The sequence below is a fragment of the Flaviflexus equikiangi genome (assembly GCF_014069875.1).
Lineage (GTDB): Bacteria > Actinomycetota > Actinomycetes > Actinomycetales > Actinomycetaceae > Flaviflexus > Flaviflexus equikiangi.
Genome location: NZ_CP059676.1, coordinates 1,719,975 through 1,745,573 on the forward strand (window position 1 = coordinate 1,719,975; position 25,599 = coordinate 1,745,573).

Sequence of the window (25,599 nt, forward strand, 5' to 3'; positions counted from 1 at the left end):
TCAAGCGCGGGAGGGTTGCTCAGACGGGTGCCCCGGCCGCAACCGGGGCACCCACTCAGTCACCTGCCTGCGTGGCCGTCCGAGTAGTCCTCGTCGACCGACTTCCACGAGAACATCTTGCGCAGTTCAGCGCCGACCTTCTCGATCTCGTGGCCTTCGCCGCGCTTGCGCAGCTCCTGGAACTCGGGTCCGCCCTTGTCCTGATCGGAGATGAAGCGCTCCGCGAACGCACCCGTCTGGATGTCGTCGAGAACGTCCTTCATGTTGTCCTTGACGTTCGGGGAGATCACGCGGGGGCCCGACACGTAGTCGCCGTATTCGGCCGTGTCCGAGATCGACCAGCGCTGCTTGGTGAGACCGCCCTCGTTGATGAGGTCGACGATGAGCTTGAGCTCGTGGAGAACCTCGAAGTAGGCGATCTCGGGCTGGTAGCCGGCCTCGACGAGAACCTCGAAGCCGTACTGGATGAGCTGGGAGACGCCGCCGCAGAGAACCGTCTGCTCACCGAAGAGGTCGGTCTCGGTCTCCTCCGTGAAGGTCGTCTTGATGACGCCCGCGCGGGTTCCACCGATCGCCTTCGCGTAGGACAGTGCGAGATCCCAGGCCTGACCCGACGCATCCTGCTCGATGGCAACGATATCGGGGACACCGCGGCCTTCGACGTACTGGCGGCGAACCGTGTGGCCGGGGCCCTTGGGGGCGACCATGCACACGTCATGGTCAGCTGAGGGCTTGATGTAGTTGTAGCGGATGTTGAAGCCGTGCGCGAAGAAGAGGGCTGCGCCTTCCTTCATGTTCGGCTCGATCAGCTCCGAGTAGATCGTGCGCTGGTGCTGATCCGGTGCCAGGATCATGATGACGTCAGCATCCTTGACAGCGACGTCGACCGTCGCGGTTGCGAGGCCCTGTTCCTGTGCCTTGGCAATCGAGGACGAGCCCTCGCGCAGGCCCACGACGACGTCGACACCGGAATCGCGCAGGTTCAGCGCATGCGCATGACCCTGGGAGCCGTAGCCGATAACGGCGACCTTCTTGGACTGGATGATCGAGAGATCGGCGTCATCGTCATAGAAAATTTCTGCCACAGTGTTTCTCCTTGAGTTGTCAGGCGCGGCGGAGCGCACGTTCGGCGCTCGCACGTTCAGATAGGGAGCGCGGGCCGCGAGAGATCGCGACCGCACCCGATTGGACAATTTCTTTAATACCGTACGGAGCCAGCGCCGTCAGCAGCGCCTCCACCTTACCGGCAGATCCGGTCGCCTCGATCGTCACAGCATCCGGGACCACGTCGACGACATGGGCGCGGAAGAGCTCGACGAGCTGAAGGACCGAGGTTCTGTTCTCGTCCGTTGCCGCCACCTTGACGAGGAGCAGCTCCCGCTGCACCGACGTGTCGGGTTCGAGGGCAACGATCTTGATGACGTTGACGAGTTTGTTGAGCTGCTTCGTCACCTGCTCGAGGGGCGCGTCCGCAGCATCGACGACGAGGGTGATACGGGAGATCTCCGGATCTTCCGTGGGGCCCACCGCCACCGAATGGATGTTGAAGGCACGACGAGCAAACAGTGCGGTGACGCGAGTCAGCACGCCGGGCTTGTTCTCGACGAGAACCGAAAGCGTATGTCGAGTGTTCATGGATTCCCTCTAGTCTTCGTCAGCCCAGTCGGGAGCAATATCCCGAGCGTATTGAATTTCGTCGTTCGAGACCCCTGCCGCCACCATCGGCCACACCATGGCGTCCGCGGAGACCTGGAAGTCGATGACGACCGGACGATCGTTGATCTCCATCGCCTGCCTGATCGTGTCGGCCACGTCCTCCGGACGTTCGCACCGAAGCGCCACACATCCGTAGGCCTCTGACAGCTTGACGAAATCGGGGATACGACGGGTTCCGTGACCCGTGTCGAGATCGGTGTTGGAGTAGCGTCCGCTGTAGAACAGGGTCTGCCACTGGCGCACCATCCCGAGAGACGAGTTGTTGATGATCGCGACCTTGATCGGGATGTCGTTGATCGCGCATGTCGCCAGTTCCTGGTTCGTCATCTGGAAGCAGCCGTCGCCATCGATCGCCCACACGACCTTGTCCGGGCAGGCCACCTTCGCACCCATGGCGGCCGGGACGGCCAATCCCATCGTGCCCGCACCACCGGAGTTGATCCACGTCCGCGGGTTATCGAAATTGAGGAACTGGGAGGCCCACATCTGGTGCTGGCCGACGCCGGAGACGTAGATAGCGTCCGGGCCCGCAATCTGACCGAGCTGCTCGATCACGTACTGCGGCGCCATGTAGCCGTCCTCGGTCGGGGTCCACCCCAGCGGGTAGGTCTCCCTCATCCGGTTGAGACGAGCCCACCATTCGCTGATGTCGCGCCTGTCGTACTGGCGGTATGCTCCCGGCATCTCCTCGATCAGCTCGAGAATCGTCTCGGCGACATCGCCGACGATCGGCACATCGGCATGACGATTCTTGCCGATCTCGGCAGGATCGATGTCGGCGTGGATGACCTTCGCGTGGGGCGCGAACGACTCCAGCGCTCCCGTCACGCGATCGTCGAAGCGGGCCCCGAGGGTGATGAGGAGGTCGGAGCGCTGGAGAGCATCCACCGCGGCCACCGTGCCGTGCATGCCCGGCATGCCCAAATTGTGGGGATCCTTCGTCGAGAGCGAGCCGATCGCGTTGAGCGTCGTCACCGCGGGGATCCCGGTGAGCGCGACGAGCTCGCGGAGCTGCTCCGCCGCACCGGCCCGAATGACACCGCCGCCCACATAGAACACGGGACGCTTCGCGGTTGCGATAAGGCGGGCAGCCTCTCGTACCTGGCGCGCGTTCGGCTTCGTCACCGGTCGATATCCGGGAAGGTCACGGGTGGGCGGCCACACGAAGTCGCACTCGGCGTTCTGGGCGGACTTCGCGATATCGACGATCACCGGGCCGGGACGGCCCGTCTGGGCCAGCTCGTAGGCTTCGGCGATCCGGGCGGGGATGTCCTTCGCGTCCGTCACGAGGAAGGAGTGCTTGGAGATCGGCATGGTGATGCCGACAATGTCTGCCTCTTGGAACGCGTCCGTGCCGATCATCGCGGCACCGACCTGGCCGGTGATGCAGAGCATGGGGACGGAGTCCATGTAGGCGTCGAGGACGGCCGTCGTCAGGTTCGTGGCACCCGGGCCCGAGGTGGCGATGCAGACCCCGACCTTGCCGGTCGCATGAGCATAGCCCTCGGCCGCATGGCCGGCTCCCTGCTCGTGGCGGACAAGGATGTGGCGGACCGATACGGAGTCGAGAAGCGGATCGTACGTGGGGAGAATAGCCCCGCCGGGAAGGCCGAATACTGTATCGACGCCCAGCTCTTCCAATGATCGGATGATAGATCGGGCGCCCGTCGACTTCTCGCGGATCACACCGTCACTCTTCGCCCTGATAGCGCTGGCCTCGACAAGCGTGGCCGGGGATGAAGGTTTCCCCATGGTTCCTCCTCGTGGATCGGTCAGGCAATGAAAAAGCCCCCTGCGTCGGAACAGGGGGCGCGCAACACATCCTCAGCAGGCCGATGTGGCGCGCCGAGCTACTACGTTGATCATTCCCATGTGAGACAGAGTAGCCCGGGCCCTCCCATCGGAGCAAGTCAAAAGTCCTAAATCTCAAATATTGGCGCCCCGTCTTAACCAGTGAAACACTCTCAGGTGCATAGGAACACGGCTTTTCGTTGCTATGGCGGGGAAAGAAGATCCCCGGACGAAGACTCGTCCGGGGATCGTGAGACGTGATGTCACATGCCGCCGAGAATGTGGGCGACGAGGATCTTCGTGATCATGGCGACTGGATAGACCAGCGCATATCCGAGCGCCACGCGCGGATCGGCTCCCGTCCGACCGTTTGCGAAAGCCAGGACCGCGGGTTGCGTCTGCGCACCGCCCAGCAAGCCCGACAAGCGCGTCCCTCCCATCTTGAAGATGCTCTTCATCGCGACATAGAGGCCACCCGCCATGATCGAGGTGATGAGGATGCCGAGCAGCAGGATCTTCCACCATTCGTCGCCGCTGAATGCGGTGCCGATCTGACCCCCGGCATTGGTCCCTGCCTGGGCGAGGAAGAGCAGGAGACCGAGTTCGGACATCACCGCATTAGCCGTATTGGGCAGGGCCGTGACAACGTTGCCGATCCGTCCCAGGCGGCCCATGACAAGCCCGACGATCAGCACACCCGCCGCGGCACCCAGGGAGAAGCTTCCGCCCCCCGGCATCGGGATCTCGATGGAGCCGAGCAGGATACCGAAGCCGAGCCCCAGGCCGAGTGCCACGGGATTGATATCGGTCAGGCCCTTCGACGAGTCACCCAACCAGCTGGAGATCTCCTTGAGCTTGAGGGTGGGCCCGACCACGCGGACCCTGTCCCCCATCTCCACCATCATCGAGGGCAATGCCAGCATGTCCTGGTCGGCGCGGCGCACGCGGGAGATCTTCGCACCCCAGCGTTCGGCCAGGATCTCGTCGAGTTCGCCGACCGTCTTGCCAACATGATTGGGTTCCGAGACTGTGATGCGGCGGAAGTCCAGCATCCGCCGATCTGCTCGCAGCGAGTGGGACGAGGCGTGGCCGAGCGCGCTGATGACGCTGCGGACGGCCTCGTCGTCGCCGACGATCGTCACGAGATCGCCCTCGTGAAGTTTCTCCGAAGAGCTGGGGATCCAGATCGGGCCCTCTTCTCCCCTGCGCAGGCGCGAGAACTCGACAACGGTGCCGATCTCTGCGAGAACCCCGCCCACGGTCGGCAGGTCAGTCCTGTCGACCCGCACGTTCTGGTGGGTAACCGGAGAGGGCGTATCCGTGTCGAGATGTGCTTTGCGAAGGGCCAGGTTCGCGGCGATGATCATGCCGATCACGCCGAACAGGTAGGCAACCGCATAGCCGACAGTGGCGGTACCGGGATCGCCCGAGGACTCACCCGCGGCCGCGAGCGCCGGGGTGTTCGTCACGGCACCTGCGAAGGTGCCTGCGATGAGGGCGATGTCCATGTCGAACACGTACGTGCCGACGAGGTAGGCGGACACGGCGGCCAGGATGAAGAGCAGGACCATGGTGATGATCGGGCCCGTCGCCTGCTTGAGGGACTTGAAGAACGTGCCGCCGGCGTTGTTGCCGATGGCGAAGGCGAAGATGACGAGACCCAGCGTGCCCACGATGTGGGGGATGGCGAGGTCGATGCCTTCAGCTGTCGACCAGGCTGCGACGGCGATGGCGAGGAAGAGGACCGCGGCCGCTCCGAGACCCACACCCTTGACTTTGAGGCGCCCCAGGGCCATTCCGCCGCCGACGAGCAGGAAGGCCAGCATGACTGGCTGCTCGGCGAGGAAAGTAAAAATATCACTCATGTGTTTCCAACACCCCTTGGTAATGATTCGTTCCATCAGTATCTCCCTCACCGTGTCCGAATTGGTGGGGCAGTGGTCCCGGGGTGAGGAAAGGGGAGGTGAGATACTCACCTCCCCTGCCCTGTCAGCGGACGCTAGTCGTCGAGGCTCCGCACGCCGCCATAGGTGGCCGATCGCGCCAGCATCGCATACGCCTTGAGGGCTTTCGAGACCTTGCGGGGGCGTTCCTTCTCGGGACGCCACGGCGTGGCGCCCTTCGCGGCGCGCCGCGCGGCGAGAGTCTCGTCATCGACGAGGAGATCGAGCCTGCGGGTGGGGACGTCGAGGACGATCCTGTCCCCCTCCTCGATGAGGCCGATCGCGCCTCCCGCCGCCGCTTCGGGAGAGATGTGGCCGATGGAGATGCCGGAGGTGCCTCCCGAGAATCTGCCATCGGTGATGAGGGCACAGGTCTTGCCGAGGCCGAGGCCCTTGAGGAAGGAGGTCGGGTACAGCATCTCCTGCATGCCGGGCCCTCCCTTGGGGCCCTCGTAGCGGATGACGACGACATCGCCGGGAACGACGGCTTTCGAGAGGATCAGCTCGATCGCGTCTTCCTGCGAGTCGACGACACGCGCTCTCCCCTCGAAGTGGAACAGCTCTTCGTCGATGCCTGCGGTCTTGATGACGGCGCCTTCTTCTGCGATGTTGCCGAAGAGGACTGCCAAACCACCGTCGGCCGTGTAGGCGTTCTCGACGGAGTGGATGCAGCCATGAGCATCGTCCGTGTCGAGCTCTGCCCACTCGTTGGCCTGGGAGAAGGCCTGCGTGGTGCGAACGCCTCCGGGGGCGGCCTTGAACAGCTCGATGGCCTCGGGAGCGGCCTTGCCGCTGCGAATGTCCCACCGATCGAGCCAGCCCTGCAGGTCATCGGAGTGGACCGAGTGGACGTCGGTCTCGAGGAGGCCCGCCCGGTTCAGTTCGCCGAGGATTGCGGGGATCCCGCCGGCACGATGGACGTCCTCCATGTGATAGCTGGGATGGTTGGGGGCAACCTTCGCGAGGCAGGGCACCTTCCTCGACAGGCTGTCGATGTCGGCAAGCGTGAAGTCGATATCGCCTTCGATGGCGGTGGCGAGAATGTGGAGGATCGTGTTCGTCGATCCGCCCATGGCGACGTCGAGGCTCATCGCGTTGAAGAACGCCTTCCTCGTCGCGATGTTGCGCGGCAGGACAGATTCGTCATCGTCGTCGTAGTAGCGCCGTGCCAGGTCGACGATGCGGCGGCCGGCCTCGAGGAAGAGGCCCTTGCGTGCGACATGCGTGGCAAGCGTGGAACCGTTGCCCGGAAGGGACAGCCCGAGCGCTTCCGTCAGACAGTTCATCGAGTTCGCGGTGAACATGCCCGAGCAGGAGCCGCACGTGGGGCAGGCTGCGGACTCGATCTGAGCCAGGTCATCATCCGAGATCGATTCGTCCGCGGCCCCCGACATCGCATCGACCAGGTTGACGGGATGGTCGATGACGCCCTCGATGGCCTTCCCCGCCTCCATCGGACCGCCCGAGACGAAGATGACGGGAATGTTGAGCCGCATGGCGGCCATGAGCATGCCGGGCGTGATCTTGTCGCAGTTCGAGATGCAGACGAGAGCATCGGCCGTATGCGCGTTCACCATGTATTCGACGGAGTCCGCGATGATCTCCCGAGACGGGAGGGAGTAGAGCATGCCATCGTGACCCATGGCAATACCATCATCGACCGCGATCGTGTTGAACTCCTTGCCCACACCGCCGGCCTCCTCAATGGCCTTGATGACGAGCTGACCCATGTCTTTGAGGTGGACGTGGCCGGGCACGAACTGGGTGAAGGAGTTGGCGACAGCAATAATCGGCTTGCCGAAGTCGCCATCCCCCATACCCGTAGCCCGCCACAGGGCACGAGCACCGGCAAAATTACGGCCCTGCGTAGAGGTGGCCGAACGCAAAACTGGCATGATAACTCCTAAGTCGTGTCACTCACTCTACGACTACCGTGAATCTGGGTGAATATGTCGGTCACGAAGCGAGACGGACGCCACGGGGAATGAGCCGGTGATCAGCGGCGGCCTGCACGGGCTGTTCGCGCCGGAATGACGGCGAGCTCGCCATCGTCGAGCGTGAGGACTCGTATCGGCCACTGATAGATCTCGCTCAACCGTTCGGAGGTCAGGACCTCCCGAGGCGGGCCGTAGTCGACGATCCACCCGCGATGCATGAGCGCGATGAGATCGCAGTAGGCGGCGGCGAGCTGAATGTCGTGCATGACGGCAACGACTGTCTTCCCCTCGTCCGCAAGCTCCGCACATGTCGCCATCGTCCGCTCCTGATGGGAGACGTCGAGTGCTGCCGTCGGTTCGTCAAGGAACACGATCGATGAGTCCTGCGCGAGGACGCGTGCCAATGTCACCCGGGCGGCCTCACCTCCGGACAGGCTCGTGATGTCACGGTCCTGCATGGATGCCACGTCGGCGCGTGCCATGGCCGCATCGACCAATGCGTCGTTCTCCACGTCCCCCGTATCCCAGCTGGCCCTGCCCATGGCGACGATGTCGCGGACGAGATAGGAGAAGGGGAAGTCGCTGCTCTGCGGCATGACCGCCCGCGTCCTGGCCAGCATCTTCCTGCTATAGGAGGCAATGTTTCGACCATCGAGAAGAACCTCGCCGCTGTTCGGCTCGAGGTCACCCGTGAGAACGCCGAGCAGTGTCGACTTGCCGGTGCCGTTCGGCCCGAGAAGCCCCACCACCATACCCGGCTCGATGTCGAGATTGACGTCGGTCAAGATCTGGCTCGAACCGTACGAGAACGATATTCCTTGTGCCCGGACCGTCACGAGGCCCTCCTTCGTCCGCCGTGCAGATTCCTGCGAAGCAGGAAGAAGAACACAGGCCCGCCCACCAGGGCCGTGAAGATACCGATGGGCAGATCTTGGAAGTTGACGATTGTGCGGGCGACAAGGTCTGAGCCAGTGATGAGAACGGCCCCGCCAAGCAGGGATGCTGGGATGAGATAGCGGTTGAGGGGCCCGAGGGCGAGGCGCATGATGTGCGGAACGATCAGGCCGACGAAGGCGATGACGCCAGCGTACGAGACTGCCGCCGCCGTGAGGAGCGTTGCGAGCACGATCGCCGAACCGCGGAGCAGCTGGACGTTCACGCCCACATGCTGTGCCGCCTTCTCCCCCAGGGCAAGAATATCGAGCCTGCGGGAGATCGCGAGCGCCCACACCAGGGCGATCGTCACGACGATGCCGACGATCCCCACCTGGTTCCAGTTCGCCGCGTTGAGGGAACCCATCTGCCAGAACACGATCTGGTCGCGGGCAGTGCTCGGCGCGATATACGTCGCAATCGACGTCAGGGCCGTGCAGACGGCCGTGATCGCGATACCCGTCAGAACAAGAGTCAGGGGTTCTGTCTTCCCGTCGTGCAGGGACAGGACGTAGACCGCGAACGCCGCGAGAAGTCCTGTCGCGAATGCGGCCGCGGGGACTGCGAAGCCTCCGAGAGCGAACGGGAAGAACACGATCGCGGTCGAAGCTCCCACGGCGGCCCCGGAGGAGACCCCGATGATTCCCGGTTCGGCGAGCGGATTGGAGAACACGGCCTGCATGACGGCGCCCGCCACGGCGAGAGCCGCCCCGACGAGCACGCCGAGGGCGATGCGGGGCAGACGAATGTTCCACAGCGTCCCCGTGTCGAGCGGGTCCGCGAGCGGTTCCGCCAGTCCGAAACGTGCAAGGATTCCCTGGACGACGTCCGCGGGCGCGAGCGAGTACTGACCGATCGCACTCGAGAGGATGATGAGGACGACGAGCGCGATCGAGACGACGGCGAACGTGATGATGCGGCGCCTGCGGCGCCTGTCGAGGCCGTTCTGTGCCGCGTCGAGGATCGACTGCTCCGCTTTCAGCTCGGTGACGCTCACGATGCTTCGTCGACTCCGTAGAGCGCCTTCGCGACTGCGATGAGGACTTCACCCGTCTGGGGCCCGAAGGAGAGCGACATCCCGTCCGGGATAGCGATCACTCGCTCGTTCTTCCCAGCCGTCGTGTCCGCCATCCCCGGGCGAGACAGCAGGCCGTCCAGGCCGTCCGTCGACTCGAGCCCGTCCGTCATCGTGAAGATCACATCAGGGTTGAGCAGGAGGAGGGATTCCGCATTGGCTGGGACGGTGCCGAGGATGCCCTTCTCGGAGGCGATATCACGCGCGCCGATGCTCTCGATGAGAGCGGAGGTTCCGTTGTCGGAACCGAAGATGAAGAACACGCCTGCCGTGCCGCGGACGTAGAGGAACGCGACGCTCAACGGATCCTCGGGCACCCAGGCCGAGATCTCCGCGATCGCCTCGTCGATCTCGCTCTCCGTCCGGTCGACGAGGGCTTCTCCCGCCTCTGGGACACCAAGAATGTCGGCAACCGCCTGGATCCGGGCAGAGTTCGTCTCCATCGTGTGTTCCGGATCCGTGAAGACAACGGGTATTCCGGACGCACTGAGTTGTGCCAGAACCTCGGGCGGGCCGATCGTGCGGTCCGCGATGACGAGCGTGGGCCTGAGGTTGAGGATCGCCTCTGCGTTGAGCGAGTGTCCCTGCGCGGTGACGATCGGAACGTCTGCGAGCTGCGCCTCGGTCGAGGAGATGGAGCGGCCGACGATGGAATCGCCGTAGCCGAGAGCGATGACTGTCCGAGACAGCGAACCTGACAGGTCGAGTGCGAGAATCCGCGACGTGTCGGTGATCGTCACCTCGTTGTCTTCATGATCCGTGACCGTCACCGGGAGCGACTGCGGGAAGTCGCCCTCGATCGGGGTTGGATCGCTCAGGTCCGGAACCTCCGTCAGTCCCGTCAGCGTGCGCGGATCCGGCAGGTCGGGCGATGCTTCGCTGACCGATTCTTCCGGCTCGGGCGACTGCTCGGTGATCGATGCCGTCGGCTCGTCCGCGACGGTTTCGCTGTCATCGAGGTCTGTTCCGCACGCGGCGGTCAGCAGGACGATCGACGCCGCTGCGAAGTACTTTTTCATAGGTGCTTTCTGTCGGTGGTGGCCCACCGGGATCATCCCGGCAGGCCACCGACTGCTCAGATTCTAGGCCGTGATTCTCCGGACCCGCAGGGCGAGAACACCTGCCATCATCATGACGAGTGCTCCGAGCGCGAGACCCATGGAGGAGGCGCCGGTGTAGGCGAGGTTGCCGAAGGCGTCGTACGTCTTCAACTCACCCGTCTCCTCGTCGTACACGGTTGCCGGCGTCAAGCTCGCAGATACCGTCATCGGAGAGAGCTCCGTTCCGGCCTCGTAGAAGCCGGCGAACGAGTTCGCTCCCGCAGCCGTGAGGACAGCGGAGGATGTCGTGAAGCTCAACGCAGTGTTGGACGAGCGGACGTTCGACAGTGTCATGGTGGCGAACTGGACTCGGCCGTGGTTCGTCCGCACCCCATCCATCGTCGACGACGACACCGTGAGGTAGAGGGAGGCATTGTTGCCGTTGACCACGATCGAGGGGTTCGACATTGTCAGCTGGAGAACATCATCGTGACCCGAGAAGGAGACCGTTCCGCCGAAGTGAAGCTCTCCCGTCCGGGACGACGTGTTGTAGAGGCCGCCCGTCGCTGGGAACACGAAGGTCGAGCCGTTCCACGAGACGCCGCCGGAAGTGGTCCATCCGCCGTCCGCGACAGCGGATCGGATGTAGGTCGTGAAGGACTCACGGACACCCCACTGCAGGGAACCATTCGTCACACGAGTCTTGGTCGGATCGATGACCGGCCTGGTCGCCGTGTTGCCTGCAGCCGGAGTGTCGACTGCCGAGGGCGGAGTGGCCACCGGCGGGGTGGTGATGACAGGGGGCTTCGTCACGGTACCGCCGCCCGAGACGGGAGGCACCGTCGATGCTGTCTCTGCCAGGGAGACCGTGATCGGAGCCAGCTTCTCGCCCGCAGAGTAGAAGCTCGCGAACGCGGTCGACCCCTCGGCCGTCAGTGTGACAGTCTCGAAGCTGAGGGTGGTCACGCCCTTCGTCGTGCTCGTCCGAGGTGCGGACAGATCGGCAAGAGTGACCCGCTTCGCCGCCGGAACAACGCCCGGAGCGTCTGTCGATGTCAAGCTTCTCGATGCCATGACGGCTGTCAGCTTCCACGAGCTGCCGGATTTGACGATCGTCGGCTTCGACATGATGATCCGCAGGGCTCCATCGTGGCCCGTGAAATCGACCTTCCCGTCGAACGAGACCGTCGAGAGGCTGTCGACGTCGAGGTCTTGACCATCCGCGAGCGGGAACCGGAAGGTGCCTGATGCGCCGTCTGACGTCGACCATCCGCCGCCCGCAACAGGGCTCTTGAGGTAGTTGAGGAAGCTGTCCTTGACGCGCCAGTCAAGAGCACCGGCGCCGACCGCAGGAGGATCCACCGGATCAACAGGATCGACCGGATCGACAGGATCCACCGGATCAACAGGATCGACCGGATCGACAGGATCCACCGGGTCGGCTGCGATGGCCGATTCGTTGACGGTCACGGACATCGGATCGAGGGCAGTGCCGGCGGGGTACGTTCCGAGAACATACGATGTGCCGTTGCCTGCTGTCACCGTCTCCGACGTGATCGAGACAGAGCCATTCTCATTCTCGACAATGGAGATATCGGAGAGCCGTGCGAAGTCCTCGACGAGGACTGCCTCATCTGACCAGCCGCCCTCTGCCCCGCGCAGGGAACCGGAGGCTGTCAGCGAGAGGACAGCATCGGTCGGAGCCGTGAACTCGAGGACGGGGTTTGCGAAATCAATATCGAGAACGCCTCCGTGCCCGTTGAGGTTGAGGTTTCCGACAAACTGGAGGGACCCCGGGTTCTCCGTGTCGAACTTCGCATCGCCGTCAAGCGTGTAGTTGAGGATGCTTGTGCCCCACGCACCGTCGCAGCCTGAGAGCGTGCCGCCACCGGCGGGGCTGAGGAGGTATCCGAGGAACGACGACTTCAGACCCCACCCCATGTAACCGGGCAGTGCATCGAGATCGGCTGGAGCGGAGTCCGGGCCGCAGACCGGCGCGGAAGGCGCAACGGAACCGGCGTTCACGGTCACGCTCATCGGATCGAGTGCGGTGCCCTCAGGGTAGGAACCGAGAACCATCTGAGTGCCCACGCCTGCTGTGACCGAGTCTGAGCTGATCGTCACGGACCCATCATCGTTGGTCACGATCTTCACATCGGAGAGCCGCGCGAAGTCGTCGAAGATCGCGGGAGTGTCGTACCAGCCGCCTGCCATTCCACCGACCGTGCCGTCTGCGCTGAGGGAGAGAACCGCTGTGTCACTGCCGGTGAAGGTCAGTACAGGGCTGGAGAAGTTAAGATTGAGTCCGCCATTGTGTGCGTAAAGGTTGAGGTTCCCCTCGAAGTTCAGTGCCGTGGGATTCTCGGGATCGAACTGAGTCCCCGCCTGGAGCGAGTAGTTGAACAGGTCTGTCCCCCAGGCACCGTCGCATCCATTGAGAGTGCCGCCCCCTCGCTCGCTCAGCAGATAGCCGAGGAAGGACGACTTCAGGCCCCAGGACATATAACCGGGGATCGCCGACAGGTCCGACGGTGCGGCATCCGGGCCGCACTCGGGCGTCACCGGCTCGGAGACGGTCTCCGTCTGGAGGCTCAACGTGATCGGGTCCAGCGAGCCGCCGGCCGTGTAGAAACCACCGAAAGCGGCCGCGCCCGACTCTGTGAGCGTGACCGTCTCGAAGGACAGCGCCAGAGCGTCCTCACCCCCGGTGACGGTGGGCGCGGACAGCGTCGCTAGATCAACGCGACCGTAGTCGATAAGCTCTCCCTGCGTCGTCGTATCAACGAATGCGCGCCCCTTGGCGACGACCGAGAGCACTGGTGAAGACCCTGCGAATGAGACGATCGGATCGGAGAAGGACAGGTCGAGGACGTCGTCGTGTCCATAGAATCGAACTCCGCCGGTGAAGGAGATGTCGGATAGGTTATCCGCGTCGATCTCCCCTCCTGCGATCACTGGCCAGCTGAATGTCGAGCCATCCCTGGCGGCGCCGCCAGTGAGCTCCCAGCCGCCCTTGGCAATAGGAGAGCCGATGTAGTTGACGAAACTCGCCTTCACGCCCCAGTCCATGTCGCCAGCGACAATCGTGGTGGTGGAAGCGTCGGTCGATGTATCGGAGAAGGCCACCGGAGCGAGCATGAAGCTGCCGGCGACGACGGCAACCGCAGAAACACCAGAGGTGATTCGGCGGGCTAGAGATGTGGGCATGGGTTTCCTTTCGGCAACACATCACAATGGTGGCTGGAAATATGAAGCCACGAGGCAACGTTATGCCATAAACAGCGAATTAGGCAAACCATATGTTGCGTAATTATCAGACACTGTGTCATGAAAACGCGCAACTCAAAAGGTTGCATTCACGCCATAAGAAAAGGATCAGACACCCTGTCACATCCCCGTCTGCCCCGATATAGAACCTGCATAACTATACTTCCTGAGGTATTTTTAGGATGGTGGTGAGAAACCGAGGGAAACGGCGCGGCTTCTGACGTGGAGATCAAACGGATGGCTGCCGTGTTCTCGCACGACTGTTCCCCGATCGGACCGACTCGCGCAGTCGAACTCCCGGGGAACAGATGACCGATCCGGTTCGTGCCTAGACCAGTGGTTCCCGAGGAGCAGGCTCGAGCCGCTCCCCGCCCTGTCCGATATGTTCGAAAACATCCGGGTTCGAACGACGGAGATGCTCACCGCGCAGGAAGCCGATGACGCCGGCAAGAATGATGACAGCAGGCATGATCCACACGAGGGATGCTGGGCCGGTATCGCCGATCATCGTGTCGAAGTTGAGCATGATGAGAACGAAGACGGCACTCAAGCCGATGAGAGCGAGTGTCGGAAAAACGACCCGCACCCATACGCCATGCCCGTGCGGATTCTTGTCGAAATACCGGATGATCGATAGCGATGTCACGACGAGGAGAAAGATCAAGCCGAACGCTGCAGCATTCGTCAGCCACGTAAACATGGTCAAGATCGGGTACATGATGCCGTATTCGGATCCGTTGCCGGCCACCGCGAATATGACGATGGCGATGAGGCCGATGGTCGTCTGCGCGATCGACCCCGATCGGGGTGCACCGGAACGATCTGACGTCTGGCCGAACCATGGGTGGATGACGCGCTCACGGCCGAGCGAGAAGAAGTAGCGCGCCACCGAGTTGTGGAATGCGACCAGCGCTGCCAGCAGCGACGTGATGAGCACGACCTGACCGATATCGGCCAGCGTCTTCCAACCGAAACCGTCAAGCATGACGAACGGGAGGTCCGGGCCGTACTCCTGGGATTGCGAGATAATATTGCTCGGGCCGACACCGACGGAGAGTGCCCACGCTGAGAAAGCATAGAACAGCGAGATCAGCCCGACAGCAATGTAAGTCGCTCGGGGTACGGATCGCTGCGGGTCCTTCGTCTCCTCGGAGTAGATAGCGCCAGATTCAAAGCCCATGAACGCTGCGATACCGAACGCAAGAGCTGTGCCGAGACCGACGCCGATGAAGTTGGACGGCTCGATCGTCGTCGTGGTGACACCTTCGGGCGCATATCGGAAGCTGAAGAAGTTGATGATCGCGACGATGACAAACTCCAGCACGACCAGCACTCCCAGCACCTTCGCGGAGAAGTCGACCGCGGAGACACCGAGAACTGCGACGATAGCCCAGCCGATAAGGGCACAGATCCACCAGGCGACCTGGATTCCCACGAGCGTGGCAAGCAGTGAGCTCAGGGCAAATCCGAAGATGCCGTAGAGGCCGACCTGCATGAGGTTATATGACACAAGCGCGAGACCCGACGCAGCAAGGCCTTGACGCTTGCCGAGACCGGCCGCCACGTACGCATAGAACGCACCGGCATTCGAGATGCGCGCGCTCATTGCACCGTAGCCCACGGCAAAGAACACGAGAATCAGCCCGAGCACCAGATAGGACAGCGGGACGCCAAGCAGCTCGGTGACCGCAAACGATGATGGAACGCCGCCGGCTAGGACTGTCAGCGGCGCCGACGCCGCGATGATGAGAAAGACGAGTGAGGGAACGCCGATCGAGCGCTTCTTCAATTGTTCACCGCGAGTATGCGGAACGGTTTCCCGAGTGATGGCCATGATGGAACTCCTTGTTACTCGTGGGCGGCGACGTTGCCGCCCGCTGACCATCAGAATGGGGCCGCCCTCCGCCAAGGGGAATACTCAGCCGCGAACTGCGCAACCAGCGCCTAGTCCTGTGCGCTGGGAGTCAAGTCACATCTGGCGGCTGGTGCCGATACTGGAACGGTCAGAGCAACGTCGCTCAGAAGAAGGGAACCATCATGGGATGGAAAGTAGGAATCGTCGGTGCTGGGTTTGCTGGCCTCATTGCTGCACGCGAACTCGAGCGACTCGGACACGAGGTCGAGATCTTCGAAGCTCGCGATCGCATAGGAGGACGCACCTGGACCACAACCGAGAACTCACTCGACTATCCGCTAGAGATGGGCGGAACGTGGGTACACTGGATGCAGCCCTACGTGTGGGCAGAGATGCAGCGCTACGAGGCGGAGATGATCGTTTCTCCTTTTGTGGACAAAGCGTATTGGTTCGTCAATAACGAGGTGCGTACCGGAACCGAAGAGGAACTGGACGGCAAGCTGGGTGAGATTCAGGCGAAGGTGTTCGAAGGCTCTCGCGAGTTCTTCCCCTTTCCGCACGACCCCGATTTCGTCCTCCGAGACCCCGACATCCCCGAGGAGGTCAAGGAGCGCTATCGCGCGGCCGATGAGACGCCCGTTCTCGCTGGGCTGGACGGATTCTCCGACGAGGAGCGTGCCCTCGCAGATTCCTACTGGCGTGCCGGCTACCAGGGTTCGTCGGAAAAGGCCTCCTCTCTCATGGCCAAGCACTGGGCCGCGCTGTCCGACCATCGCCTCAGCCTCCTTGACGATCAGACCCTGCGGTACAAGCTCAAGGACGGCATGAAGGGCATCTACGAGAAAATTGCGGCTGACGTTCACGGGCCGATTCACCTGTCGACACCCATCGACGCAGTCGTCCACCACGACAAGGGTGCGACTCTTACCCTGAGTCATGGGACGACACGCGAATTCGATGCCGTCGTTGTCACGATCCCCGCAGGAGCGCTGGGCAACGTGTCGTTCTCGCCTGGCCTGCCTACCGACGTTCAGAAGATTGTCGACTCGAAATGGGGCTGTACCGGCTTCAAGATCTGGATCAAAGTCGAGGGCCACAAGAACGTGTTTGCCTACGGAGACGCCGGGCATCCGATTGCAATGATCCGATCAGAGTATTTTCTCGATGATGGGACCACCATCATGGTGGGCTTCGGCCCTGACCACACCGAGCTGGACGGCGAGGACGTGGCCGAGGTCAACCGAATCGTCAAAGAATGGGATCCAGAGCTTGAAGTCGTGGGCTCAACGTGGCACAACTGGCAGGAAGATGAATGGTCGGGCCAGACCTGGACCACACCGGCACTCGGCCAGTTCGCCGCAGCGAAGCCGCATGACCTTGGCGCTTCACGCCTCGTCCTGGCCGGCAGCGACTGGGCGGCCGGGTGGAATTCCTTTGTTGACGGGGCGATCGAGACCGGCTATCGCGCCGCCAACAAGATCAACAGCCTAGCCCGCAAGGCTTGAGAACTCCGCTCCGCCTCCGCCCGGTAACTCCACGCGGTATCATCGTGTGCAATGCCGCGTGCCAAAGGGGGTGGAGCGGTGAACTTGAGTGAGTTCAAGATAGCGGTCAACGAGTCTTTCGTACCGCTAGACGTCACGACAGATGTGTCAGATTTCCACGCCGAAATGCGTGAACACCGCTTGGTCGACCAGCTGGGTACTTCGTTTGTCGCCGTGCGCGCCGATCGACACGTGGTTCGCCGCACAGAGCAGCTGATCGAGGATTCTCCGCGATCCTTCTTCAAGATTTCCCTGCAGCTTGAAGGGCAATCATCCATGGAACAGGCGGGCCGCGAGGTTCACCTGACCGCAGGGGACCTTGTCATCTACGACACATCGAAACCTTATGTCCTCTCGTTCGACTCTCCGTTCGCCCTCATGGTCATCCAGATCCCACATGACAAGCTGCGGATCCCCACGGGACTCGTCGCCAATGCCGTCGCCACTCGAATCGGCGCCAGCGATGGTCTCGGCCGCGTCGTGTCCCCCTTCCTCATGTCGATCGCCACAAACATGGAGCACCTGAAGGGCCCGGCCGGAGCGATGCTGGCCAAGAACGCCCTCGAGCTCCTCGAGTCTCTGATCACCAACCAGCTGGATGTGGTGAAGACAGCCCGAGATCCCCACTGGGACCTCCTGCGCAAAATTCAGGATTACGTTGATGACAACCTGGCAGACCCCGACCTCGGGCCCGCCAGTGTGGCCGCCGCCGTTCATATCTCGACGCGGCACCTGCATTCGCTGTTCGCGCGGCAGAGCACAACCGTCTCCACCTATATTCGCTCGCGCCGCCTCGAGAAGTGCTATCTCGACCTGACGAACAGAGCACTCGCCGACATTCCCGTTTCAAGCATCGGTGCCGCCTGGGGATTTACGGACGCCGCACATTTCTCCCGCACCTTCAAAGCCGAGTACGGCCAGGCGCCGCGAGAAGCCCGAACCCGGGCACTGCGTGACGTATAGCGCCCAAAGTCATATAGCATGCGCCAGGAGTCAAGAAGTGGCGTAAACAACATGACCATACTTATCTCACGTCGTTGGAGCACTGGCGCTCACGACAGAAAGGTAAAGCCATGGCAGAAATCCCCGACTACATCATTGTCGGAGCAGGTTCCGCAGGTTGCGTCCTAGCCCGCCGGCTCATCGATGCCGGCAAGAGGGTCACGGTTCTCGAGGCAGGCGGTTGGGACACGAACCCCATTATCCCCAATGTGTGGGAAGCCGGGGCACTGTGGGGCGGCCCGGAAGACTGGGCCTACGTCACCACCGAACAGGAGGGGTGCAATAACCGCAGGCTCGCACTTCCGCGCGGCAAGGTCCTCGGCGGCTCCCACGCGCTCAACGCGACTATCTGGGTCCGTGGCCACGCACGGGACTATGACACGTGGGAGTATCAGGGCTGCCCGGGATGGGGCTGGGATGATGTCGCTCCCATCTTTGAACAGATTGAGAAATACGATGGCGGAGACACCGGTGGGCGCGGCACTGAGGGACTGCTCGACGTCGTCAACGACTTCGACATGAACCCCATCCAGCATTCCATCATCGCCGCCGCCGAGCAGTGGGGTCTGCCCATCAACACGGATTACAACGTGGGCGAGCTGGACGGTGTTGCACCCACCCAGATCACCGTGCGAGATTCGAAGCGCCTCTCGACGTGGAAGGCCTACCTCGAGCCCATCAAGAATCACGAGAATCTGACGATCATGACAGATGTCAAGGTGACCCGCATGATCGTCAACAACAGAGTTGTCTCGGGCCTCGAGATCGAGAAGGCGGGCGAACAGTCCATCATTCACGCCGGCGAAATCGTCTTGGCAGCAGGAACAATCGGGTCCGCCGAGATTCTGCTGCGATCCGGCATCGGGCCGGCAGCGGAGCTCACCGAGGCGGGAGTGGACGTGGTCCATGACCTCCCTGGAGTGGGAAAGAACCTCCACGATCATCTGCTGTCGCCGGTCATTTTCACCACGGAGAAGAAGCCCGTCCCTGCCAGCACCGTGGGTGCTGCCGAGACCCACATGTTCTGGAAGTCCAGCGATGACCTCGCCGTACCCGATACCCAACCCATCAACTTCGCGCTTCCGATGTATTTCACTGAAGACTTGACGGGGCCGGACAACGGATTCTCGTTGGTGGCCGGTATCGTGCGACCGATGAGCCGCGGGGAGCTGACACTGACCGGCCCGAGCCTCAACGATCCTATCGACATCGATCTGGGTGCCCTGCGCGAGCAGGCAGATGTGGATTCGCTCGTCGCGTCGTTGCGGCAATGCCGAGAGATTGGCCGCCAGAATGCCTTTGACGAATGGGGAGCGGTGGAAGTTCATCCGGGCCCCGAGGTCGATGACTCCGATGAGGCACTTGCAGAGTACGCGCGTCAGACCGCCGTCACCTACCACCACCAAGTCGGCACCTGCAAAATGGGGATCGATTCGATGGCGGTTGTGAACCCGCGAACGTTCGAGGTCCATGGGCTGACCGGACTTCGCATCGCCGATGCTTCCATCATGCCGACCGTAACCACCGGAAACACAAACGCTCCCACCATCATGATCGCCGAGAAAGCGGCGGCTGTGCTGGCCACATCTGACAGGAACTAACATGACCACCTACACGTTTGATCAACTGCTGAAGTCAGTGACCGTCGGCGAGGGCGAAGGCGCCGCAGTGCGCGACCCTGCGACCGACGAGATATTGGGACATGCTCCGCAGAGCACCGAGGACGATCTGAATGCAGCCGTCGAGGCAGCCCGCGCCGCTCAGAAGACGTGGGCGACGCTCTCACACGATGAACGCTCGGATTATTTGAATAAGGCGGCGGACGCCATTGAGGCTAACACCGACGCGCTGGCCGAACTGCTCTCCCGCGAGCAGGGCAAACCAATCAAGAACGGGCCGAACGCCCTGTTTGAGGTAGGCGCATGCTCGGCATGGATGCGATCCAGCGCTTCATTCCCCATCGAGCCGGAGGTTGTGCTCGATGACGAGTCCGGTTATGCCGAGTTGCATTACGTGCCTATCGGCGTCGTTGGGGCCATCGGCCCGTGGAACTGGCCGATGATGATCTCGATCTGGCAGATCGCCCCTGCCCTGAGGATGGGCAACACTGTCGTGCTGAAACCCTCTGAATACACACCGCTGTCCGTCCTCGCGCTCGGCCGTGTCATGAACGATGTCCTGCCAGAGGGCGTCCTGCAGGTGCTTGCTGGCGGCGGCGACCTGGGCAAAGCGATGACGGCACACGACGGCATCGACAAGATCACGTTCACCGGTTCCACAGAGACCGGCAAGGCGATCATGCGCTCCGCTGCGGCCGATATGAAGAGGTTGACGCTGGAACTCGGCGGAAACGACGCCGGGATCGTCCTGGATGATGTTGATCCCAAGGAAATAGCCGAAAGCCTCTTCTGGGGTGCGTTCATCAACACGGGGCAGACCTGTGCGGCGCTCAAGCGCCTGTACGTGCCCGAATCAATCTACGACGACGTGTGCGACGCGCTAGCTGAGGTCGCTGGTGCGATGCCGATGGGACGTGGCATCGAGGAGCAGAACGTCCTGGGACCGCTGCAGAACCGAGCCCAGTATGACGTCGTCGCCCGCCTCGTCGAGGCGGCCCGGTCATCGGGCGCCCGCATTCTGATCGGCGGGAACCCCGACGATCGTGCGCCCGGCAACTTCTATCCCGTGACACTGGTGGCAGATATCGACAACGACAACCCGCTCGTCGCCGAGGAGCAGTTCGGCCCAGTTCTCCCGATCGTCAAGTACACCGACCTCGACCAGGCTATCGAATGGGCCAACGGCTTGGACGTGGGATTGGGCTCCTCAGTGTGGTCGTCGAGCCGTGAACGTGCCCTCAAGGTGGCGCACCGCCTCGAGGCAGGAACGACGTGGATCAACCAGCACGGCACACTCGATCCGCGCGTCCCATTCGGCGGGATCAAAGAATCGGGAGAGGGCTTGGAGTTCGGGCTGGAAGGCCTGAAGCAGATGGCGCTCCCCAAGATCATTTCGGGCTGATCCGACAAATCACAAACGACAGGGCTCGGTCTCAACCACCTCGGTTGAGACCGAGCTTTTCGCTGAAGACCATGCCCTCGGACGCTTCCCCCACCGACTACCAGCCTCGGTCGCACATGTCCTCGCCTGACGACTGGTCGGGGAGCCTTCCAGCACGTCCTGCCCTCTTGGGCGCCACCGTGGCCCCGGACAACGCGGCCCGGGAAGAACCCGGAGGGAGGTTGTCAGATGGTCGACGAGGGCAAGGCCGCCGCACGACAAAGGAGAAACGGCTACGGCTTCCGAGATCACCAGACGGCGCATCCTCGATAGCCGGACCGAGCTTACACCGGCAGAAGTCGTTCTCCGGGAGCAGGGATAGAATAGGACGCCGACGAGAAGGAGAGCCGATCATGATTCCCCACTACTTCAGCCTCACCGACGAGGAGAGACTCCGCTTCATTGCGGAGCAAGGGGCTGGCACGCTCGTGACAGCGCGCCCGGACGGCGCAATCGACGCGACATTCTTGCCCTTTGTCATCGGGGATCAGGAGATCCTTCTCCACATGGCGCGATTCAACGGGCACTGGAAGGCAATCCATTCGCCTCAACCTGCTGCCATCGTCATGACGGGCCCACATCACTACGTGAGTGCACGGGACTACCTGCCAGACGGCGCAGCGGGTGCTTCCACGTGGGACTACACGCAGGTCACTATCCACGGCACCATCACAGTCCACGACGATTCGACGTGGGTGAAGACGGCGGCTCTGGAACTCGCCGGCCAGTGGGATCCCGAGCATGGGATGGACGATACGTATGTCGACAGATCTGCGAAAGCTATCATCGGCCTCTCGATGACCATCGAACGGATCGATGGCCAGGCCAAGCTCTCGCAGAACAAGCTGCCTGAAGAGAGAGCACAGATCGTTAGCCGACTGCAGGGGCTTCCGGACGCTTGTGCGCATGCGCTGGCCGAGGACATCGCACAGGCGCCCTCGCGTGCTCGCCGCACGCCATACAACGGCTAAAGCACGTAAAGATTCTGGACATAAAAGTGAGGCCCCTCCGGGTGGAGGGGCCTCACGGGGTTGAATGGCGGCGGTGTCCTACTCTCCCACACCCTCCCGAGTGCAGTACCATCGGCGCTGGTGGGCTTAGCTACCGGGTTCGGAATGAGACCGGGCGTTTCCCCACCGCTATAGCCACCGCCAAAACTTTGGGGTCGCATAACGATCATATAGTGTTATGGGTTACCGGGGTGGTTTGAATGGTAACCATACAGTGGACGCGAACACGCTAAAGTCATGAGAACTCAGAGCTCGTTTAATTGTGTGTTGTGAATTATTTGGCCATTAGTACCAGTCAGCTCCACACTTTACAGTGCTTCCACATCTGGCCTATCAACCCCATAGTCTTTAGGGGGCCTTCACCAACACGAATGTTGGATGGAAACCTCATCTTGAAGCAGGCTTCCCGCTTAGATGCTTTCAGCGGTTATCCCTTCCGAACGTAGCCAACCAGCCATGCACCTGGCGGTACAACTGGCACACCAGAGGTTCGTCCGTCCCGGTCCTCTCGTACTAAGGACAGCCCTTCTCAAGTTTCCAACGCGCGCAGCGGATAGGGACCGAACTGTCTCACGACGTTCTGAACCCAGCTCGCGTACCGCTTTAATGGGCGAACAGCCCAACCCTTGGGACCTACTCCAGCCCCAGGATGCGACGAGCCGACATCGAGGTGCCAAACCATGCCGTCGATATGAACTCTTGGGCAGGATCAGCCTGTTATCCCCGGGGTACCTTTTATCCGTTGAGCGACGGCGCTTCCACAAGCCACCGCCAGATCACTAGTTCCTGCTTTCGCACCTGCTCGACTTGTCAGTCTCACAGTCAAGCTCCCTTGTACACTTGCACTCGCCACCTGATTACCAACCAGGCTGAGGGAACCTTTGAGCGCCTCCGTTACCATTTAGGAGGCAACCGCCCCAGTTAAACTACCCACCAGGCACTGTCCCTGAACCAGATCATGGTCCGAGGTTAGATGTGCAATACGACCAGAGTGGTATTTCAACAATGACTCCACACCCACTAGCGTGAATGCTTCACAGTCTCCCACCTATCCTACACAAGCCGTACCGAACACCAATACCAAGCTATAGTAAAGGTCCCGGGGTCTTTCCGTCCTGCTGCGCGTAACGAGCATCTTTACTCGTCGTGCAATTTCGCCGAGTTCGTGGTTGAGACAGCGGAGAAGTCGTTACGCCATTCGTGCAGGTCGGAACTTACCCGACAAGGAATTTCGCTACCTTAGGATGGTTATAGTTACCACCGCCGTTTACTGGGGCTTAAATTCCTAGCTTCGCACACAAAGTATGCTAACCAGTCCTCTTAACCTTCCAGCACCGGGCAGGCGTCAGTCCGTATACATCGTCTTACGACTTCGCACGGACCTGTGTTTTTGATAAACAGTCGCTTCTCCCTGGTCTCTGCGACCCTCACCCCTAACCCGCATGGGGTTTCAAGGTTCAGGTCCCCCTTCTTCCAAAGTTACGGGGGCATTTTGCCGAGTTCCTTAACCACGATTCTCTCGATCGCCTTAGTATTCTCTACCTGACTACCTGTGTCGGTTTCGGGTACGGGCGGCTCATACCTCGCGTCGAGGCTTTTCTAGACAGTACAGGATCACCCTACTTCCCCCAATCAAGGGGTCATCATCAGACCTCACCCTTCACGTTCCCCGGATTTGCCTAGGAAACGGGCTGCGTCCTTAAACGTGCCAAGCCATAAGACACGCGGTGGCTACCTCTCTGCGTCACCCCTGTTAATACGCTTGCCTACCGTAAGATCAGGTCCCACGCGCACCACCACACCAACCCGAAGGAAGACGTGATGGTTTGGATGGTTAGTATCCCTCACCTCAGCATTGGACGGTATTTCGCCGGTCACCAGAATATCAACTGGTTGTCCATCGACTACGCCTGTCGGCCTCGCCTTAGGTCCCGACTAACCCAGGGCGGATTAACCTGGCCCTGGAACCCTTAGTCATTCGGCGGACGGGTTTCTCACCCGTCTTTCGCTACTCATGCCTGCATTCTCACTCGTCACCATTCCACCAACGCTCACGCCCTGGCTTCACCACGATGACGACGCTCCCCTACCCAACAAAACACGAATGTTTCATTGCCATGGTTTCGGCGGTGTACTTTAGCCCCGCTACATTGTCGGCGCACAATCACTTGACCAGTGAGCTATTACGCACTCTTTCAAGGGTGGCTGCTTCTAAGCCAACCTCCTGGTTGTCACTGCAACTGCACATCCTTTCCCACTTAGCACACGCTTAGGGGCCTTAACCGATGGTCTGGGCTGTTTCCCTTTCGACTACGAAGCTTATCCCCCGCAGTCTCACTGCCACGCAATACGTAACCGGCATTCGGAGTTTGGCTGACGTCAGTAACCCGGTGGGGCCCATCAGCCATCCAGTAGCTCTACCTCCGGCACGCTACACGCAACGCTGCACCTAAATGCATTTCGGGGAGAACCAGCTATCACGGAGTTTGATTGGCCTTTCACCCCTACCCACAGGTCATCCCCTCCATTTTCAACTGAAGTGGGTTCGGGCCTCCACACGCTCTTACACGTGCTTCACCCTGCCCATGGGTAGATCACCCCGCTTCGGGTCTAGAGCATGCGACTCAAACGCCCTATTCAGACTCGCTTTCGCTACGGCTACCCCACACGGGTTAACCTTGCCACACACCACTAACTCGCAGGCTCATTCTTCAAAAGGCACGCCATCACCCCAACAAAGGAGGCTCTGACGGATTGTAGGCGCCCGGTTTCAGGTACTATTTCACTCCCCTCCCGGGGTACTTTTCACCATTCCCTCACGGTACTATTCACTATCGGTCACTAGGGAGTATTCAGGCTTACAAAGTGGTCTTTGCAGATTCACACGAGATTCCACGAGCCCCGTGCTACTTGGGTGGCGCATCAGATATAGCAGCACAATTTCGTCTACCGGGCTCTCACCGTCTACGGCCCTGTTTCCCACCAGGTTCAACTATCACACCACTACCATCCCGACCCCATACGGAGGGCCGAAAACACGCTCCCACAACACCGCATGCGCAACGCCCGTAAGCTCTCACACACACACGGTTTAGCCATCATCCGCTTTCGCTCACCACTACTCACGGAATATCTCTTCCTGCGGGTACTGAGATGTTTCACTTCCCCGCGTTCCCCCCACACACCCTATACATTCAGGTGCGGGTAACCCACCATAACGTGGGCCAGGTTTCCCCATTCGGACACCCTCGGATCACAGCTCGTTTGCCAACTCCCCGAGGCTTATCGCAGGCTACAACGTCCTTCTTCGGCTCCCAGTGCCAAGGCATCCACCGAACGCCCCTACAAAATTCACAACATTAAAGAACTCTTCGATTCACACAAACCAAAGATGCTCGCGTCCACTATACAGTTACCAAACAACCC

15 protein-coding genes and 2 rRNA genes are annotated in these 25,599 nt (G+C 61.4%); 5 read left to right on the forward strand and 12 right to left on the reverse strand.

Annotated features, from left to right (window positions below; all coding sequences use genetic code 11):
• Positions 1 to 59: 59 nt before the first annotated feature.
• The 10 genes from ilvC to H2O75_RS08080 form a co-directional block, all read right to left on the reverse strand.
• Positions 60 to 1,085: a ketol-acid reductoisomerase gene (gene ilvC / locus H2O75_RS08035; protein ID WP_182170615.1), complete on the reverse strand. Its 1,026-nt coding sequence runs from the start codon at positions 1,083 to 1,085 to the stop codon at positions 60 to 62.
• A gap of 19 nt (positions 1,086 to 1,104) precedes the next feature.
• Positions 1,105 to 1,635: an acetolactate synthase small subunit gene (ilvN, locus tag H2O75_RS08040; protein WP_182170618.1), complete on the reverse strand. Its 531-nt coding sequence runs from the start codon at positions 1,633 to 1,635 to the stop codon at positions 1,105 to 1,107.
• A 9-nt stretch (positions 1,636 to 1,644) separates the two neighbouring features.
• Positions 1,645 to 3,468: an acetolactate synthase large subunit gene (locus H2O75_RS08045; protein ID WP_182170621.1), complete on the reverse strand. Its 1,824-nt coding sequence runs from the start codon at positions 3,466 to 3,468 to the stop codon at positions 1,645 to 1,647.
• 302 nt (positions 3,469 to 3,770) lie between these two features.
• Positions 3,771 to 5,372, reverse strand: coding sequence for an aspartate:alanine exchanger family transporter (locus H2O75_RS08050; protein ID WP_182170627.1), 1,602 nt, complete (start codon positions 5,370 to 5,372; stop codon positions 3,771 to 3,773).
• A 134-nt stretch (positions 5,373 to 5,506) separates the two neighbouring features.
• Positions 5,507 to 7,345: a dihydroxy-acid dehydratase gene (gene ilvD, locus H2O75_RS08055; protein ID WP_182170630.1), complete on the reverse strand. Its 1,839-nt coding sequence runs from the start codon at positions 7,343 to 7,345 to the stop codon at positions 5,507 to 5,509.
• Between the two features lie 101 nt (positions 7,346 to 7,446).
• On the reverse strand, positions 7,447 to 8,223 hold the full coding sequence (locus H2O75_RS08060; RefSeq protein WP_182170633.1) for a heme ABC transporter ATP-binding protein: 777 nt from the start codon (positions 8,221 to 8,223) through the stop codon (positions 7,447 to 7,449).
• Positions 8,220 to 9,317 (reverse strand): FecCD family ABC transporter permease, encoded by a 1,098-nt coding sequence (locus H2O75_RS08065; RefSeq protein WP_259365231.1) that lies wholly within the window; start codon positions 9,315 to 9,317, stop codon positions 8,220 to 8,222. Before H2O75_RS08065 ends, H2O75_RS08060 begins: the two co-directional genes overlap by 4 nt.
• On the reverse strand, positions 9,314 to 10,414 hold the full coding sequence (locus H2O75_RS08070; protein WP_182170636.1) for a heme/hemin ABC transporter substrate-binding protein: 1,101 nt from the start codon (positions 10,412 to 10,414) through the stop codon (positions 9,314 to 9,316). Before H2O75_RS08070 ends, H2O75_RS08065 begins: the two co-directional genes overlap by 4 nt.
• Positions 10,415 to 10,477: 63 nt before the next feature.
• Entirely contained in the window at positions 10,478 to 13,642 is a 3,165-nt protein-coding gene (locus H2O75_RS08075) for an HtaA domain-containing protein (RefSeq protein ID WP_182170639.1), read from the reverse strand.
• 388 nt (positions 13,643 to 14,030) lie between these two features.
• Entirely contained in the window at positions 14,031 to 15,536 is a 1,506-nt protein-coding gene (locus H2O75_RS08080) for an APC family permease (RefSeq protein ID WP_182170642.1), read from the reverse strand.
• Positions 15,537 to 15,739: 203 nt separating this feature from the next.
• Between H2O75_RS08080 and H2O75_RS08085 the strand changes: the two genes are divergently transcribed.
• The 5 genes from H2O75_RS08085 (at position 15,740) to H2O75_RS08105 (ending at position 22,134) form a co-directional block, all read left to right on the forward strand.
• On the forward strand, positions 15,740 to 17,062 hold the full coding sequence (locus H2O75_RS08085) for a flavin monoamine oxidase family protein (protein ID WP_182170645.1): 1,323 nt from the start codon (positions 15,740 to 15,742) through the stop codon (positions 17,060 to 17,062).
• Between the two features lie 84 nt (positions 17,063 to 17,146).
• Positions 17,147 to 18,064, forward strand: coding sequence for an AraC-like ligand-binding domain-containing protein (locus tag H2O75_RS08090; RefSeq protein WP_182170648.1), 918 nt, complete (start codon positions 17,147 to 17,149; stop codon positions 18,062 to 18,064).
• 110 nt (positions 18,065 to 18,174) lie between these two features.
• On the forward strand, positions 18,175 to 19,704 hold the full coding sequence (locus H2O75_RS08095) for a GMC family oxidoreductase (protein ID WP_182170651.1): 1,530 nt from the start codon (positions 18,175 to 18,177) through the stop codon (positions 19,702 to 19,704).
• A 1-nt stretch (position 19,705) separates the two neighbouring features.
• Complete coding sequence (locus H2O75_RS08100; RefSeq protein WP_182170654.1) at positions 19,706 to 21,124, forward strand: aldehyde dehydrogenase family protein; 1,419 nt, start codon at positions 19,706 to 19,708, stop codon at positions 21,122 to 21,124.
• Positions 21,125 to 21,516: 392 nt separating this feature from the next.
• The gene (locus tag H2O75_RS08105; protein WP_182170656.1) at positions 21,517 to 22,134 is read left to right on the forward strand and encodes an FMN-binding negative transcriptional regulator; all 618 of its coding nucleotides are present in this window, start codon (positions 21,517 to 21,519) and stop codon (positions 22,132 to 22,134) included.
• Positions 22,135 to 22,199: 65 nt separating this feature from the next.
• Here H2O75_RS08105 and rrf read toward each other — a convergent pair.
• Together rrf and H2O75_RS08115 are read right to left on the reverse strand one after the other, a co-directional pair.
• Positions 22,200 to 22,316 (reverse strand): 5S ribosomal RNA (rrf, locus tag H2O75_RS08110).
• A gap of 123 nt (positions 22,317 to 22,439) precedes the next feature.
• Positions 22,440 to 25,529, reverse strand: a 23S ribosomal RNA gene (locus tag H2O75_RS08115).
• Positions 25,530 to 25,599 lie beyond the last annotated feature (70 nt).

Excerpts from the sequence above, each read along its gene's own strand:
- H2O75_RS08085 (WP_182170645.1), top strand. The coding sequence starts at position 15,740 with ATGGGATGGAAAGTAGGAATCGTCGGTGCTGGGTTTGCTGGCCTCATT.
- ilvN (WP_182170618.1), bottom strand. The coding sequence starts at position 1,635 with ATGAACACTCGACATACGCTTTCGGTTCTCGTCGAGAACAAGCCCGGC.
- H2O75_RS08095 (WP_182170651.1), top strand. The coding sequence starts at position 18,175 with ATGGCAGAAATCCCCGACTACATCATTGTCGGAGCAGGTTCCGCAGGT.
- ilvD (WP_182170630.1), bottom strand. The coding sequence starts at position 7,345 with ATGCCAGTTTTGCGTTCGGCCACCTCTACGCAGGGCCGTAATTTTGCC.
- H2O75_RS08075 (WP_182170639.1), bottom strand. The coding sequence starts at position 13,642 with ATGCCCACATCTCTAGCCCGCCGAATCACCTCTGGTGTTTCTGCGGTT.
- H2O75_RS08070 (WP_182170636.1), bottom strand. The coding sequence starts at position 10,414 with ATGAAAAAGTACTTCGCAGCGGCGTCGATCGTCCTGCTGACCGCCGCG.
- H2O75_RS08080 (WP_182170642.1), bottom strand. The coding sequence starts at position 15,536 with ATGGCCATCACTCGGGAAACCGTTCCGCATACTCGCGGTGAACAATTG.
- H2O75_RS08105 (WP_182170656.1), top strand. The coding sequence starts at position 21,517 with ATGATTCCCCACTACTTCAGCCTCACCGACGAGGAGAGACTCCGCTTC.
- H2O75_RS08045 (WP_182170621.1), bottom strand. The coding sequence starts at position 3,468 with ATGGGGAAACCTTCATCCCCGGCCACGCTTGTCGAGGCCAGCGCTATC.
- H2O75_RS08100 (WP_182170654.1), top strand. The coding sequence starts at position 19,706 with ATGACCACCTACACGTTTGATCAACTGCTGAAGTCAGTGACCGTCGGC.
- H2O75_RS08050 (WP_182170627.1), bottom strand. The coding sequence starts at position 5,372 with ATGAGTGATATTTTTACTTTCCTCGCCGAGCAGCCAGTCATGCTGGCC.